Raw genomic sequence first — 14,353 nt, 5'->3', positions numbered from 1 at the left:
GGCTATCTTCTCCGCCGATATTCACGCACCAGAAGCCACACCAGGTAGGTACCGCCAATGGAGACGGTGATGATGCCGACCGGAAGCTGGATGGAATTTGCAACGACGTCGGCTCCAGTCAGCAACAGTGCACCAACCAACGCCGCGGGGATCATTCCGATCCCGGAGGCGCCGGTGAGCCGGCGTGCGATCTGCGGCGCGGCGAGTGCAATGAAGGAGATTGGCCCTGCGGCCGCAGTCACCAGCGCGGTCAAGGCGACTCCGACCACGACGACGCCCAGGCGAAGCCTCTCAGTGCGCAAGCCCAAGGCCTTGGCGGCGTCGTCCCCCATCTCCAGTTGGCGCATGCCCGGGCCGAGAGCAAGGGTGATGGGGACCAGCACCACCAGAAGAACGATCATGGGCCAGAACTGGTCGAAGCCGAGCCCGTTCAGCGAACCTGAACCCCAGGCTGCTGCGGACATTGCGTCCTCCAAATCGGCCTGCAACATCAGATAGGAATTGACCGAACCGAGGACCGCGCTGACCCCGATGCCCATGATGATGAGGCGGAATCCTTCCACGCCACGGCGGTAAGCCAACAGATAGACCAGAGCCGCCGTCGCAATCCCACCGATGAGTGACCCCGCAGCAACGACGTAGTAGCCGGTACTGCCCGCCACGAGCATCACCAGCAGCGCCCCGGTGTAGGAACCAGCTGCGAAACCAATAACGTCTGGGCTGCCGAGAGGGTTGCGGGTCAGCGACTGAAATAGCGCGCCACTCATCCCCAGCGCCACGCCACAGAAGATTGCGAACAATAGACGCGGTAGCCGCCACTCCATGACCAGCATCTCTGTGCGCCGGTTCGCCTGCCCCAGAAAGGCCGAGGCGACATCAGTCAGCGATGTACGCGAAGCGCCTGCGGTCAACGTATACGCGCCGATCACGAGGACCAGCGCAATAATAATCAAGCCGACCACGAATGCCCGGCGATCGAACTTCAGGGATATTTGCGGTCGAGACGAACGCAGCAGCCACTGTGGGCGGCCGTCCCCCTGCGGTGCCCCCAGAGTGGGTACGGTTTGTCCGCGCGTCACAGGCCACTCACCTTCTTGCGTCGGGCCAGCAGGATCAGGATGGGCGCACCAACGACGGCGGTCACCAACCCCACGCGCAACTCACCGCTGGGCAGGATGACCCGCGCCAGAATGTCGGCGACGAGCAAGAGAATCGGCGAGACCACCAACGTGTACGCCAGGATCCACCGTTGGTCCGGGCCCACGAGCCAGCGGACCATGTGCGGCACCATTAATCCGACAAATCCGATGGGACCGGCCAGGGCCGTGGCCCCGCCAGCCAGCACCGTGACGGCAGCAACCACAACGATTCGTGTGCCTGCAACGCTGACGCCAAGGGATTTTCCAACGTCGTCACCCATGGCCAAGGCGTTGAGCGGCCTCGCCACGAGAAGGGCCAGTACGACTCCGACGAAAATGAGCGGCGCGATCGCCGCAATGATGTCCAAGGACCGGCCGCCTATGGTTCCGGCGCCCCAAAACCGCAAGGTGTCGAACGCTTGGGGGTTCTTCAGGCTGATGCCCGAGGCAATTCCTCCCAGGACGGCGCTGAGGGCGACGCCGGCGAGCGTCATCTGCACGGGGTTTGCAGCCCCCATGCCGATCGATCCGATCAGGTATACCAACACCGTCACCACCCCGGCGCCCAGCAGGGCGAACCATACGTAGCCGCGGGGATCGGTGAATCCCAGGACTCCGACGGCGAGGGTAACAAAAAAGCCGGCGCCGGCGTTGACGCCCAGAATGCCAGGGTCGGCCAGGGGGTTCCGGGTGAAGGCCTGAATGAGGGCGCCGGCAAGTCCGAGCGCCGGGCCAACCACCAGGCCCACCACGGTTCGGGGAACGCGCAGTTCCCAGATGATCAGCGCCTCGGCGGAACCGTCCGGATTGAACAGGGCGGCGAGGACGCTGCCTACAGTCAGGTCGCGGGCGCCCACCATGATGCTCGCAAGCGTGACCACCATCAGCACACCGACGGACACCAGCAACCCGAACGTTCGCAGGGTGCGGGTGGGTGCCGCCCCGTGGCGCACTGGCGTGCGTGGCTGGGGCGGCGGGCCCTCACCGATCAGCTGAGTTGTACTGTTCACCGCTTGAACCGGTCCTATTGTTGACTACTTGAGTTTGCCAACGGCATCCGAGAGCGGCCCGACGAAGTTGGACAGACCCCACGGAATGCTGAGTGGGCTCGGTGAGGACAAGGACATGGTCTGTGCATGATCGGTGGTTACCACCGTGGCTCCACGATCAATGGGACCCCACTTGGCAAAGATGCTGCTTGTACTCAGTGCCTGCTGCCATTCAGCATCGTCCTCGACGTTCGTCACGAATAGCTCCGGCGTGAGGTCCGACATTTCTTCCAGGCTCACGTTGAAACTGGACGAGTCTCCGTTGGCCGCGGAAAGTTCGGAGACCCCGGGGGCAAGAACCAGACCTAGTTGCTCCAGAAGTTGCACCCGGGTGTCGGAAGGTCCGTTGAACAGTACCGTTCCGTCATCTGAGGGCACCGTTCCGTAGGCAAAGGTCACGCCCTTGAACTCGGGATGTTCCTTCGCCGCAGAATTGATTGTCTCGTTGAGGGATGCCTGCAGTTTCTCAGCGCGTTCCGGAACGCCCAGCGCCTTGCCGACGATGTCGATGTTGTCCTCGAGCGGAGTCGCCCATGCTTTTTCCGGATACGCGACGGTTGGAGCGATCGAGGTGAGCCGGGTGTAGTCCTCCGCTGTAATGCCGGAGTAGGTCGCAAGAATCAGATCGGGATCCGTGGCCAAGAGTTCTTCGAAGTCGATCTCGCCTCGTTCGAGGCTCGGGAGTGCGAGTGGCAACTGACCGCCGAGTTTCTGGACCTCCTCACGGAACCATGGGAAGTACCCGGCATCATCGGCACCGTAGCTGTTCTTCCCGACAGCAACGGGAACCCGTCCCAAGGCAGCCACGATATCGGGAGTCGTCCATCCGATGACAGCGATGCGTTGCGGCTCCTTTTCGATGGTCACCTCTCCCAACGCGTGCTTTACGGAGACGGGGAAAGCGGCGGCCTCGGCTTGGCCGGCAGGTGCCGCTGTGCCGGAATCGGTACCACCTTGGGAGCAGGCGCTGAGCGCGAGAACGGCGATGAGAGCGAAGGCGGCCAGGCCCCTTTTTCGGGTTGATTTGGCCGCAGCGGATGCGGAAGTGCTGGACATGAAGATCCTGTGTTCGAAGTTTGGCTGTGTTGGAGTAGCCGCACCATAGGGAAGGCTAACCTAACAACCAAGCTTAAAGTGCGGCTCCGTCACTATGCGGACAGCGAGTATCGCATTTCGGACTCAGAATGGGCGCACCCTCGGGGCGTCCTGTTCGTCTGCCAACAGTTCGCCCGGAGTGCGCCCAACGACCTTCCGGAAGGCGGCCACGAATGCACTGGTGGTGCCGTACCCTACCTTTCGCCCGACTGCTGTGACGCTCAGGCCGTCCACAAGCAGTATGTGTGCCGAACGCATTCGGACAAGTCGGCGCCACTGCGCAAAGCTCATGGCCACCTCTGCCTTGAATGTCCGCGTGATGGTGCGCGAGCTGAGGTTTAGCCTTCGTGCCCACTGCTCAAGTGAACGGTCATCAGCCGGGTCCTTCAGTACGCCGTTAACTAATTCCCCGATCCTTGGATCGCGGGGGATTGGCACGGTGATGTTGCTGGGCTCGAGAGCTTCCAGCATGTCGATGCACACCTGCTGTGCCCGCAGCCGTTCCTCACTGGGCATTCCCGTTTGGGCAAGATGGACCAGCAACTGTTGTGCCGCCTCGTTGACCCTCACTGCCATGGTCTGGTTCCAGCTTCGGGACCACGCCTCCGGAGCGAAGAGTGTCACCCGGAAGGCGACTCCGCCTGCCACGCGCCCTTCGTGCACCACGCCGCTGGGTATCCAGAGGCCGGCTCCTGGGAGAACGGTCCACATCCGACCGTCCACGAAAATCGTCACCACGCCGCGGGCGGCCCAGATCAGTTCGTGTTCTTCATGGCTGTGGGGTGGCCATTGATAGGACTCGTCCTGTTCGATCATTCCTGTTGTGAGCAGGAATGAATCTGGGACAGTCCGGGGTGAGCGTGCCGCGGATGTGATGTTTTTGGCCGGCGGGTGCACCTCCCGTGGCGCAGCGGCGGGTGCTAGCAGGGATGCCACGGCACAACCTTCCAAGAGTCTTGTTAGGGTTACCTTACTTCACGCAGCGTTGGCCGCGGAAACCCTACCCCCGCAGCGCCCCGAACCCCGTAATCAGCGCCTCAAGTCCCAAGCTGAACGCGACGTCAGTCGGGCGCGCATGCCGCTCCAGAGCCAGCCTGTCCACGGCGGCCGTGAAGTTGGGGACCCGATCGGCCAGGCTGCCGGCGTCGAAGATGTCATCCGGCGCGGTGACGTCGTAGGCCGCCCCGAAAACAAATGCCTCCAAAGCGACGATTGCCGAGATGATTTTCTCTTCCGGGAACCCGGCGTCGCGGAAGCCGGCAGTCACAGCCTCGTACATCGCCAAAGTCTTGGGCGCATTTGCCACTGGAAGTACTGCAATGACGGGGATGAGCGGCGTATGCTCCGAGAAAACGTCGCGGTAGGACCAAGCCCAGCGACGTACAGCGGCATCCCACGGCTCCACCCCGAAAGCAGTCACATCCACCATTGCTGCCAAGTGGTCCTCCACCAGCAGCAGGACGTCATCCTTGGAGGCCACATGGTTGTAAAGGGCGGAAGGCGCGACGCCGAGGGAGCGGGCCAGGGCGGCCATGGTGAGTCCGTCGTAACCCTTGCTGCTGATCAACTCAAGCGCCGCCGTCGTGATGCCGTCCTGGTCAAGAATCGCCGCTGTCGGCCTGCCGGCGCGGCGGCGTACCGGGCCGGCGGAGGTGGCCGAAGGGGCGGGGGTCGGTGCGGGCATCGGAGGCCTTTCTGCTGCCTGTGTCCCCAGCATTATTCCACCGGGCCTTCACACCGGCCGACTCCAACGCTAGTATGGATATAAATGAACGCCATTCATTTACTGGTCAGCCACCACGGACGGCCACGGAGAGGACATCATGCAGAATCTTGATCGCGACGTTGTGATCGTCGGTGCCGGGCCGTCAGGGTTGACGGCGGCACGTGAATTGAAAAAGGCCGGACTCAGCATTGCAGTGCTCGAAGCACGTGACCGCGTGGGCGGCCGCACCTGGACCGACACCATCGACGGTGCAATGCTGGAAATCGGCGGCCAGTGGGTTTCTCCGGACCAGACGGTCCTCATGGAGCTGCTGGACGAGCTCGGACTGAAAATGTACTCGCGCTACCGCGACGGTGAATCCGTCTACATCGGAGAAGACGGCAAGCGCACGCAGTACACCGGTGACACTTTCCCGGTGAACGAGACCACCAAAGCCGAGATGGACAAGCTCGTCGCCATCCTGGACGGCCTCGCCGCAGAGATCGGACCCACCGAGCCCTGGGCACACCCCAAGGCCCGGGAGCTGGACACCATCTCCTTCCACCACTGGCTCCGCCAGAACTCCAACGACGAGGAAGCCTGCAACAACATTGGCCTCTTCATCGCCGGTGGCATGCTCACCAAGCCTGCGCATGCCTTCTCCGCACTGCAGGCAGTGCTCATGGCCGCTTCGGCTGGATCCTTCAGCCACCTGACCGACGAAGATTTCATCCTGGACAAGCGCGTCATCGGCGGTATGCAGCAGGTTTCATTGCTTCAGGCAGCTGAGCTGGGCGACGACGTCGTCCTTAACAGCCCGGTCCGCACCATCAAATGGGACGACAACAACGTGACTGTCGTGTCCGAGCAGGCAACCGTCAACGCGCGCTTCGTGATCATGGCCGTCCCGCCGAACCTGTACTCCCGCGTCTCCTTCGAACCGCCGCTGCCGCGCCGCCAGCACCAGATGCACCAGCACCAGTCCCTGGGCTTGGTCATCAAGGTCCATGCTGTTTACGACACGCCGTTCTGGCGCGAAGATGGCCTCTCCGGCACGGGCTTCAGCGCAGGTGCGCTGGTCCAGGAGGTCTACGACAACACCAACCACGGCGATTCCCGCGGCACCTTGGTGGGCTTCGTGTCCGACGAAAAGGCCGACGCCGTGTTCGAGCTCAGCGCCGAAGACCGCAAAAAGGCCATCCTCGAGTCCATCGCCGGCTTCCTGGGTGACAAGGCCCTCACGCCCGAGGTCTACTACGAGTCCGACTGGGGCTCCGAAGAATGGACCCGCGGCGCCTACGCATCCAGCTACGACCTCGGCGGACTGCACCGATACGGCAAGGACCAGCACGCGAACGTCGGACCGATCTACTGGTCCTCGTCCGACCTCGCAGCCGAGGGCTACCAGCACGTGGATGGCGCGGTCCGTATGGGCCAGGCAACCGCCGCCCGCATTGTTGAGGCCAACAAGCTGAGCGCATTGCCCGTCGCCTAAGGCATTTCGCACCAAAACCGGCAGGCCGGGGGAGCTCCAACCCCGGCCTGCCGGCTCCACTGTTTAAGCACCAAGCCGGTTTCAGCACCACCAGGAAAGGACCACCATGCGCTACGTAGTGGGCTACACCGCCAACGCGAGGGGGCACGACGCCGTTCACCTTGCCGTCGCGCTGGCCCGGAACCACGATGTCAGCCTGGACTTGGTCCTGGTGATCCCGGAAGACTCCCCATTCAACGCCGTGTACCCGCCTGAGGCTGGCTACAACGACATCCTCAACGAGCAAGCACAGCGTTGGCTGGACGAAGGCCTAGCCCTGGTTCCGGACGACGTCACCGCACGCGCGCACATCCGCCGCGGTGATTCCGAGGCGCAGACCTTGATCGATGCCGCCGTGGAATTCGACGCTGCGGCCCTGGTCATCGGCGCCACCAACAGCGGCCTGTTCAAGCGCTTCACGATCGGTTCCGTGGCGGGTTCGCTGCTCCATTCGTCGCCCGTTCCGGTCGCTTTGGCGCCCCAGGGCTACCACCGCACCGAGCCGATCACCCGCTTGAGCTGCGGTTTCGGGACGCGCCCGGGCGCTGACGAACTGCTCGACGTCGCGGTCGAGTCCGCCCGCGACCGGGCCCTCCCGCTGCGGCTCGTCTCCCTGTTGGCGCTCGACGGCGGCAACTCGCCTGGGTTGGCCGACGCCGCCTGGGTGCATGCCGCCGACCGGCTTGCCGCCGTCGGAAGTTCCGTTGAGGCGGACGACTCCGCTGCCGGTGTGCCTGAGCCGGAGATTGTCGTCGCGCAGGGCCGCACCATCGAAGAAGCCGTTGACCGACTCGACTGGGAAGACGGCGAAATCCTGCTGATCGGTTCCAGCCGTTTGGCCCAACAGCGGGCCACCTTCCTGGGCACCACCGCCAACCGGATCCTGCGTGCCCTTCCCGTTCCCATGATCGTGGTCCCCCGCGACTACACGCGACAAAGCTCCTAGCAATCGCCTGAGAGGCAAAACCATGTCAACTGCACCAAAGACGGTCCAGTCGAAAGAATCGTCCCTAAGTGAAAAGGGACTGAAAGCTGGATCGGTGGGCCTGATCGGCGCCGTCGTGATCGGCGTTTCCTGCATCGCACCCGCCTATACCCTTACCGCGGCCCTTGGCCCCACCGTGTCCGAGGTTGGCGTGCACTTGCCCGCCATCTTCCTGGTGGGTTTCATCCCGATGTTGCTGGTGGCGCTTGGCTACCGCGAACTGAACAACGCAATGCCCGACGCCGGTACCTCCTTCACGTGGGCGACGCGCGCCTTTGGTCCGTGGATCGGTTGGATGGGTGGCTGGGGGCTGATCGCGGCCACGATCATTGTGCTCTCCAACCTGGCGGCCGTGGCGGTGGACTTCTTCTACCTGATGCTCGCCCAGATTTTCAGCAACCCGGAGTTGGGTGAGCTCAGTAAGATCCTGCCGTTGAACATCGCCACCACGCTGGTGTTCATCGCCCTGGCCTGTTGGATTTCGTACCGCGGCATGGAAACAACCAAGGGCGTCCAGTACGTGCTGGTGGCCTTCCAACTGCTGGTCCTGGGCTGGTTCGCGGTCTCCGCGTTCGCGCACGTGGCAAATGGCACGGCATTCGATGCCACCGCCATCTCGCCCGACTGGTTCAACCCCTTCGCGGTGGATTCGTTCTCACAATTCGCCGCAGGTGTTTCGCTCTCGATCTTCATTTACTGGGGCTGGGACGTCACCCTGACCATGAACGAGGAAACCAAGAATCCCGAGAAGACCCCGGGCCGGGCTGCGACCATCACCGTGCTGGTCATCGTGACCATCTACATGACCGTTGCGCTGGCCACCCTATCCTTCGCAGGCGTTGGGGAGACCGGATTGGGTGCCGGCAACCCGGAGAACCAGTCCAGTATCTTCGCCGTGCTGGCAGGTCCGGTGATGGGCCCGTTCGCGATTCTCATGTCGCTGGCCATCCTCAGCAGCTCGGCTGCATCGTTGCAGTCGACGTTCGTTTCCCCGGCCCGCACCATGCTGGCAATGGGCCACTACCGCGCCATCTCGCCCAAATTCGGCAAGATCAGCCCTACCTACAAGTCGCCCAGCTTCGCCACGATCGCCGCCGCGATTGCTGCGGCCGCCTTCTATGTGATCACCCGGACCGTCTCCGAGAATGCGCTGTGGGACACCATCACCGCCCTGGGCATGATGATCTGCTTCTACTACGGCATCACAGCGCTGGCCTGTGTCTGGTTCTTCCGGGCCGAGGCATTCCGCGGTGCTCGGGCGTTCTTCTTCAAGTTCCTTGCACCCCTGGTGGGCGGCGTGATCCTGCTGGTCATGTTCGTGAAGACAGCTCTTGATTCCATGGACCCGGAGTACGGCTCGGGCTCATCCGTGGGTGGTGTGGGCCTGGTGTTCGTCCTGGGCATGGGCGTGATCCTGCTGGGTGTGGTGGTCATGCTGGTGATGTACCGGGTGCGCCCGGAGTTCTTCAAGGGCAAGGTGCTGACCCGGGCGTAGCCAGTGCCGCCTCCGCCGAGGTGGCACTTGATGACAATGTTGTTGGCTGGGATTGGTATTAAGTGTCATCTCGGGGCGGATGTGGGGACTCCCGCTGCGCGCTCGGCGTCCGTCAGGGCATGGGCAAGGCGCTCGACGGCGGCACGGTAGTCGGTTCCGGCTGTCACCTTGCAGTATTCGGCCTCACGCATGGCCCGGGTGAGTGCAGCTGTCTCCGCCGACCTGACGTCGGTCATGGCAGGGAAGTCGATGGTCTGCGCCGGATCCAGTTCGTAGCGACGCCATTGTTCCAGGACACTTTCGTGGCGGGCAGCATCGTCCGCAAAACCTGCACGACGTCGGGGCTCGGCTGCGTGGATCCGCTCCACTTTGCGGATACTTGCCAAGGTTCCTGCCGCGGTAGCGATGCCCACGAAAACCATGATGAGCCCGGCCGGAGGCCATTGCACTGTTGGGACCAAGATGGCGGGCGCAATCACCACCAAACCGCCGAACAAATCCCAGAAGACGCCGTCCGGCTCGGGGCCGCGGCCGTAGGTCATTTTCCTGTGCAGGACATACGTAGTAGCTGCGGTTGCGAGAACCAGAGCTACACCCCACAGGAGCATCATGGCGGGCATCGGACCACCTCCAGGCGACATCACGCTGCTTTGAATTCAGTATGCGCCAGTGCCTGCGTGCGCGCGAGGGGTCAGCCTGTCACACCCCGGGCGTAGCCTAGGCATCATGAGACTGAAAATGTGCAGCATCCACGTTAAGGACCCCGCGGCCGCCCACATCTTCTACACGGAGACCCTTGGTTTCGAGACCCTGATGGCCATGCCTGAGTACAACTTGTTCATCATCAAGGATCCCGGGGCGGACAACAGCACTTCGCCAGGGCTGTTGCTGGAACCCAGCGACAACCCCATAGCCTCGAACTACATGAACGCGCTGCATGAGTCCGGCCTGGCAGCCATCACCTTCGGCGTACCTGATGTGCAGGCCGAATATGAGCGCTTGCTTGCCGCCGGTGTGACGTTCCAAGGTGAACCCTCCGAGGATCCCTCCGGCGTCAGCGCAGTCTTCGACGACGGTTGCGGCAACTTCATCCAGCTCCACCAGGACTAGTTAAACAGCTGTGGCCGGGACGAAGGTCCGGGCCACAGCTCAGTGAAAGCTACGCGTGGTCGCGCTTGGAGATCTTAGGAGCGTCGCGCTTGGCAGCTGCGTTGTCCTTGGCTTCCTTGGTGGCGGCCTTCTTGGCGGCTTCGTCCTTGACGCGCTGGGCTTCGGAGCGGACGGCTGCGTGCGTGGCGCGCTCGGTGACCAACCACTGCGGGGGAGCCTGCAGCAGCTCGGTGATTTCCGCCGTCGTGAGCGCTTCCTCAACTCCGCCGCGGGCGAGGCCGCTGATGGAGACGTTGAGTTTCTGTGCGACCACGGGGCGGGGGTGAGGGCCGTTGCGGCGCAGTTCGGCGAGCCACTCCGGCGGGTTGGCCTGGAGTTCGGCGAATTCGTCGCGGGAGATGGACGAATCCTGGAACTCCTGGGGTGTCGCGGGCAGGTAGATGCCGAGTTTCTTGGCAACTGTTGCCGGCTTCATGGACTGGGAGTTCGAGGACGTCATGCTTCAAGGGTATCTGGCCGGTACTGTGAGTGTGTGCCAGCCGCTGAAGAATCCACCGAAACAACAGAGCCCTTACCCGGCCTCCGCTTCGCCTATGTTGCGGGTGTGACTCCTGGGAAATGGATCCGGCGGTGGGAAGAGCGGATGCCCGACTATCCGTTACACGCGTTCATGTCCGACGACGATGCGCAGCTTACGGTGTTGCGTGACGGTACCGCTGACCTCAGCTTTGTTCGGTTGCCCGTGGACCGCGAAGGCTTGAACGTCATCCCCCTCTACGAAGAGCAGCCCGTGGTGGTTGCTCCCAAGGGCCATGAGATCTCGGTGTTTGAAGAGGTGGCCCTGGAGGATCTGTCCGAAGAAAACTTCCTCGACATCGACGAAATGGGCGGGCCGGACATGGCCCTGCAAGTGGTCGCCTCCGGTGCCGGCTTGGCGATTCTGCCTATGTCCGTCGCGCGGCACCTGAATGCCAAAGACACCGTCATGCGGCGCCTGACCGGCGCTCCTACGACTCAGATCGGCCTTGCGTGGCTCGTTGGCACGGACAGTGCGGTGGTCGAAGAATTCATCGGGATTGTGCGGGGGAGGACGGCGCAGAGTTCGCGTCAGCCCTCAGCCCAGCAGGAGAAGCCCAAGAAGGAACCCAAGCCTGATCGTCGCGGCGGTGGCCCCAAGAAGCCTGCAGTCGCGCAGCGCTACGCCCCGAACCCGGACAAGGGCCGCGGGAAGGGCTCTCGCAAGAAGGGCAAGCGTTAGCCGCTGGTCCAGGCTTACGCGCCGTGGATGGCGGTCTGCTGCTGCTCGGAACGGTTGAGGTAGGCCAGGAGCAGGTCCCCGGCGCGTTCAAGTTTGCCGGCTTCCAGCGCTGAGCAGATCTGCTCGTTTTCCGTGAGCCAGTCGCTGTAAAAGTGCGCGTTCATGGTGGCCTTGTGGAAGTACAGCCGCATCTCGGCCAGGACCTGCGCCATGATCGTGTCCAGCCTGTTGCTCTCGGCCAGGGCAACGATTGCTCCGTGGAAATGCTGGTTGGCGCTGCCCAGTCCTTCGTTGTCGTCGGCGGCTGCTGCGCGTTTCCCCTCTTCGACGGCGGCCCTGACGGCGGCGATGCGCTCGGGTGAACCTCCTGCGCGGATGGAACTGACCTCTATTGCCCGGCGGACTGTGTAGACGTCGTGGATGTCGCCGGCTTCAAGGGTGGCCACGTAGACACCCTTGTTGGGCTGACGGATGAGGAGCCGTTCTCCGGCCAGCTCTGCGAAGGCCTCCCGGACGGTGTTCCGGGAGACGCCCAGATCCTCGGCGATGGTGGCCTCGGTCAGTTTGGCGCCGGGAACCAGGAATCCCTCGGCCAGTTGGTAGCGCAGTTCCTCGGCAACCCTCTCGGCAACCGAAGGGACTCTCAGGCGGACCCGTGCCCTTGCGCCATCAAAGCCAGGGTGTTCGCTTTTTTCCTGATCTGCACTGGCCATGACACCAAAAGTACACGATTGCCGGAAACTGGGATCGCTGGATCGTTGAACAATCCAGCGAAATAGTGCATGCTGGATGTAACGCACATCACGAGGCAGGGATCACATCATGGCAATCATCGATTTGAACAGCGACGTCGGAGAGTCATTCGGACGCTGGACGCTCGGCGATGACGCTGCCATGTTTGAGTCAGTCTCCAGCGCAAACGTTGCGTGTGGATTCCACGCCGGCGATCCCAGCGTCATCCGCAGCACCTGCGAAAAGGCGGTTCAGGCCGGCGTCGTGATTGGTGCCCATGTTGGTTACCGCGATCTCGCGGGATTCGGCCGCCGCTTCATGGATATCGATCCGACAGAACTGGCTGACGATGTCGTGTACCAGATTGGTGCGCTGCAGGCGCTGGCGGCCACCACAGGAGCCCGCGTCCAGTACGTGAAGCCCCACGGCGGCCTCTACAACGCGATCGTCAAGCACACCGCACAGGCCCGTGCCGTCGTCGATGCTGTGAAATCGGTTGACCCCAGCCTTCCGATCCTCGGCCTCCCGGGTTCCGAAGTCCTGCGTCTCGCTGAAGAAGCCGGTCTTAGGGGCGTTGCCGAAGCATTCGCTGACCGCGCCTACAACCCTGATGGAACGCTTGTCTCCCGCTCACAACCAGGTGCCGTGCTTCACGATCCTGCTGAAGTGGCGGAGCACGTCCTGCGGATGGCCACCGAACAGTCCGTCAGGACCATTGACGGTTCCATCCTGAATATCCACGCGGAAAGCATCTGCGTGCATGGTGACTCGCCCGGAGCCGTTGCGATGGCTACCGCAGTGCAGTCCGCTCTGGGCGCTGCCGGCGTAACTGTCGGCTCGTTCCTCTAGCCCACCCTGGGCGCCCCGCACCATCCCTCATCCCCCCGGAGGACATCATGACCAGCACCAACAAAGCAGCCAAGGCAGTGACAAGGAAGCCACCGCCCGGCGCGCTCAAGGCGTACGTCGCAAGCCTCACCGGCACCTCGCTGGAATACTACGACTTCGCCATCTACTCGGTGGCCTCGGCCCTCGTGTTCCCCAAGATCTTCTTCCCGGGCAATGACGAATTCGTTGCACTGCTTCTTTCGTTCTCAGCTTTCGCGGTTGGCTACCTTGCCCGTCCGATCGGTGGCGTCATCTTTGGTCGCCTGGGTGACAAGATCGGCCGCAAGTACGTCCTGGTCTTCACTCTTGTCCTCATCGGTGTGGCAACGGTGCTCATCGGTGCATTGCCCGACTACTCCGTGATCGGTGTCGCGGCACCCACCATTCTTGTCCTGCTGCGGCTGGCGCAGGGGATCGGTGTTGGCGGCGAATGGGGCGGTGCAGTCTTGCTGTCCAGCGAATTCGGTGACCCCAACAAGCGCGGCTTCTGGTCCTCGGCGGCCCAGATCGGCCCGCCGGCGGGCAACCTCATGGCTAACGGCGTCCTTGCCATTCTTGCCGCTTCCCTCAGCGACGAAGCATTCCTCTCCTGGGGCTGGCGCGTAGCCTTCCTCGCTTCCGCTCTCCTGGTGGTCTTCGGCCTGGTCATCCGCCTGAGGCTGGAAGAAACCCCGGTGTTCAAGGCCATCCAGGCCAAGGGCGATCGTCCCAAGGCTCCCATCAAGGAAGTCTTCACCACGCAACCCAAGGCGTTGGTGGCCGCCGCTCTCTCCCGCGTTTGCCCCGACATCCTCTACGCACTGTTCACCGTGTTCGTAGCCGTTTATGCCACCAAGCAACTGGGCATGACCACGGGCAATGTCTTGTCCGCCATCCTGATCGGCTCAGCGTTCCAGCTGTTCCTGATCCCGCTGGCCGGTGCCCTTACTGACCGTTTCAACCGTCGCTGGGTCTACGGCATCGCCGCAGCCGCTACTGCCGCGTACATCCCGTTGTTCTTCCTGATGATCCAGGGCAAGTCCGTTGCCATGCTGACCATCGGCACCGTGATCGGCCTGGCACTCCACGCCTTCATGTACGGCCCTCAGGCAGCCTTTATCACCGAGCAGTTCCCGGCCCGGCTCCGCTACGCGGGCAGCTCCCTGGCCTACACCCTGGCCGGTGTGATCGGTGGTGCCGTTGCCCCCATCATCTTCACGGCCCTCTACGGCGCCGCTGGCGGTGGCTGGTACCTGATCGCCGTGTATATCCTCGTCGCGGCTGTTGTCACGATCGTCGGCATGCTCCTCGGCCGCGACCCCGAGCCGGAGGAAGACATCCGGTTGATGCAGGGAACGCACGCTCAGCCGGCGGCGTAGCTGAA

The 14,353-nt window shown here is 63.0% G+C and carries 15 protein-coding genes; 7 read left to right on the top strand and 8 right to left on the bottom strand.

All coding sequences use genetic code 11. The features are described 5' to 3' along the window. Positions 1 to 2: 2 nt before the first annotated feature. The 5 genes from GVL04_RS04610 to GVL04_RS04590 form a co-directional block, all read right to left on the bottom strand. The gene (locus tag GVL04_RS04610) at positions 3 to 1,079 is read right to left on the bottom strand and encodes an iron chelate uptake ABC transporter family permease subunit (protein WP_200846744.1); all 1,077 of its coding nucleotides are present in this window, start codon (positions 1,077 to 1,079) and stop codon (positions 3 to 5) included. Beyond that, positions 1,076 to 2,149 (bottom strand): iron chelate uptake ABC transporter family permease subunit, encoded by a 1,074-nt coding sequence (locus tag GVL04_RS04605; RefSeq protein ID WP_235036160.1) that lies wholly within the window; start codon positions 2,147 to 2,149, stop codon positions 1,076 to 1,078. The genes GVL04_RS04610 and GVL04_RS04605 overlap by 4 nt, the downstream gene beginning before the upstream one ends. 24 nt (positions 2,150 to 2,173) lie before the next feature. After that, on the bottom strand, positions 2,174 to 3,244 hold the full coding sequence (locus GVL04_RS04600) for an ABC transporter substrate-binding protein (protein ID WP_159700247.1): 1,071 nt from the start codon (positions 3,242 to 3,244) through the stop codon (positions 2,174 to 2,176). Between the two features lie 123 nt (positions 3,245 to 3,367). Beyond that, complete coding sequence (locus tag GVL04_RS04595; protein ID WP_200846743.1) at positions 3,368 to 4,219, bottom strand: AraC family transcriptional regulator; 852 nt, start codon at positions 4,217 to 4,219, stop codon at positions 3,368 to 3,370. A 64-nt stretch (positions 4,220 to 4,283) separates the two neighbouring features. Continuing rightward, positions 4,284 to 5,000, bottom strand: coding sequence for a TetR/AcrR family transcriptional regulator (locus GVL04_RS04590; protein ID WP_159700244.1), 717 nt, complete (start codon positions 4,998 to 5,000; stop codon positions 4,284 to 4,286). A 64-nt stretch (positions 5,001 to 5,064) separates the two neighbouring features. Here GVL04_RS04590 and GVL04_RS04585 point away from each other — a divergent pair, with 64 nt between their 5' ends. From GVL04_RS04585 to GVL04_RS04575, 3 genes are all read left to right on the top strand, one after another. Then, positions 5,065 to 6,483 (top strand): NAD(P)/FAD-dependent oxidoreductase, encoded by a 1,419-nt coding sequence (locus tag GVL04_RS04585; protein WP_268825361.1) that lies wholly within the window; start codon positions 5,065 to 5,067, stop codon positions 6,481 to 6,483. A gap of 106 nt (positions 6,484 to 6,589) precedes the next feature. Beyond that, a complete protein-coding gene (locus GVL04_RS04580; RefSeq protein WP_159700238.1) occupies positions 6,590 to 7,468 on the top strand; it encodes a universal stress protein in 879 nt (292 codons plus the stop codon). Positions 7,469 to 7,490: 22 nt separating this feature from the next. Further along, complete coding sequence (locus GVL04_RS04575) at positions 7,491 to 9,002, top strand: APC family permease (protein ID WP_159700235.1); 1,512 nt, start codon at positions 7,491 to 7,493, stop codon at positions 9,000 to 9,002. Positions 9,003 to 9,067: 65 nt separating this feature from the next. Here the strand turns inward: GVL04_RS04575 and GVL04_RS04570 are convergent, their stop codons facing one another. Then, positions 9,068 to 9,622 carry a hypothetical protein gene (locus GVL04_RS04570; RefSeq protein ID WP_159700232.1) on the bottom strand — a complete coding sequence of 185 codons (555 nt, stop codon included), beginning with the start codon at positions 9,620 to 9,622 and terminating at the stop codon, positions 9,068 to 9,070. Positions 9,623 to 9,728: 106 nt separating this feature from the next. On the opposite strand from GVL04_RS04570, the gene GVL04_RS04565 reads away from it, so the two are divergent. Then, a complete protein-coding gene (locus GVL04_RS04565; protein ID WP_159700229.1) occupies positions 9,729 to 10,112 on the top strand; it encodes a VOC family protein in 384 nt (127 codons plus the stop codon). Positions 10,113 to 10,161: 49 nt separating this feature from the next. On the opposite strand, the gene GVL04_RS04560 is transcribed toward GVL04_RS04565, so the two are convergent. Next, on the bottom strand, positions 10,162 to 10,611 hold the full coding sequence (locus GVL04_RS04560; protein WP_159700226.1) for a DUF5997 family protein: 450 nt from the start codon (positions 10,609 to 10,611) through the stop codon (positions 10,162 to 10,164). A 144-nt stretch (positions 10,612 to 10,755) separates the two neighbouring features. Here GVL04_RS04560 and GVL04_RS04555 point away from each other — a divergent pair, with 144 nt between their 5' ends. Then, positions 10,756 to 11,370 carry a LysR family transcriptional regulator substrate-binding protein gene (locus GVL04_RS04555; protein WP_235036159.1) on the top strand — a complete coding sequence of 205 codons (615 nt, stop codon included), beginning with the start codon at positions 10,756 to 10,758 and terminating at the stop codon, positions 11,368 to 11,370. Positions 11,371 to 11,384: 14 nt separating this feature from the next. On the opposite strand, the gene GVL04_RS04550 is transcribed toward GVL04_RS04555, so the two are convergent. Continuing rightward, positions 11,385 to 12,083: a GntR family transcriptional regulator gene (locus GVL04_RS04550; RefSeq protein WP_159700220.1), complete on the bottom strand. Its 699-nt coding sequence runs from the start codon at positions 12,081 to 12,083 to the stop codon at positions 11,385 to 11,387. Positions 12,084 to 12,192: 109 nt separating this feature from the next. Here GVL04_RS04550 and GVL04_RS04545 point away from each other — a divergent pair, with 109 nt between their 5' ends. Together GVL04_RS04545 and GVL04_RS04540 are read left to right on the top strand one after the other, a co-directional pair. After that, positions 12,193 to 12,951, top strand: coding sequence for a LamB/YcsF family protein (locus GVL04_RS04545; RefSeq protein WP_159700217.1), 759 nt, complete (start codon positions 12,193 to 12,195; stop codon positions 12,949 to 12,951). A 47-nt stretch (positions 12,952 to 12,998) separates the two neighbouring features. Continuing rightward, the gene (locus GVL04_RS04540) at positions 12,999 to 14,348 is read left to right on the top strand and encodes an MFS transporter (protein ID WP_159700214.1); all 1,350 of its coding nucleotides are present in this window, start codon (positions 12,999 to 13,001) and stop codon (positions 14,346 to 14,348) included. The last annotated feature ends 5 nt before the right edge of the window (positions 14,349 to 14,353 follow it).

The organism is Arthrobacter sp. 18067 (genome assembly GCF_902706295.1).
Classification (GTDB): Bacteria; Actinomycetota; Actinomycetes; order Actinomycetales; family Micrococcaceae; genus Arthrobacter.
The sequence above is the reverse complement of the archived record's forward strand: the minus strand, read 5'-3'. Positions and strand labels throughout refer to the sequence as shown.

Excerpts from the sequence above, each read along its gene's own strand:
- GVL04_RS04600 (WP_159700247.1), bottom strand. The coding sequence starts at position 3,244 with ATGTCCAGCACTTCCGCATCCGCTGCGGCCAAATCAACCCGAAAAAGG.
- GVL04_RS04590 (WP_159700244.1), bottom strand. The coding sequence starts at position 5,000 with ATGCTGGGGACACAGGCAGCAGAAAGGCCTCCGATGCCCGCACCGACC.
- GVL04_RS04580 (WP_159700238.1), top strand. The coding sequence starts at position 6,590 with ATGCGCTACGTAGTGGGCTACACCGCCAACGCGAGGGGGCACGACGCC.
- GVL04_RS04575 (WP_159700235.1), top strand. The coding sequence starts at position 7,491 with ATGTCAACTGCACCAAAGACGGTCCAGTCGAAAGAATCGTCCCTAAGT.
- GVL04_RS04570 (WP_159700232.1), bottom strand. The coding sequence starts at position 9,622 with ATGCCCGCCATGATGCTCCTGTGGGGTGTAGCTCTGGTTCTCGCAACC.
- GVL04_RS04565 (WP_159700229.1), top strand. The coding sequence starts at position 9,729 with ATGAGACTGAAAATGTGCAGCATCCACGTTAAGGACCCCGCGGCCGCC.
- GVL04_RS04560 (WP_159700226.1), bottom strand. The coding sequence starts at position 10,611 with ATGACGTCCTCGAACTCCCAGTCCATGAAGCCGGCAACAGTTGCCAAG.
- GVL04_RS04555 (WP_235036159.1), top strand. The coding sequence starts at position 10,756 with ATGCCCGACTATCCGTTACACGCGTTCATGTCCGACGACGATGCGCAG.
- GVL04_RS04550 (WP_159700220.1), bottom strand. The coding sequence starts at position 12,083 with ATGGCCAGTGCAGATCAGGAAAAAAGCGAACACCCTGGCTTTGATGGC.
- GVL04_RS04545 (WP_159700217.1), top strand. The coding sequence starts at position 12,193 with ATGGCAATCATCGATTTGAACAGCGACGTCGGAGAGTCATTCGGACGC.
- GVL04_RS04540 (WP_159700214.1), top strand. The coding sequence starts at position 12,999 with ATGACCAGCACCAACAAAGCAGCCAAGGCAGTGACAAGGAAGCCACCG.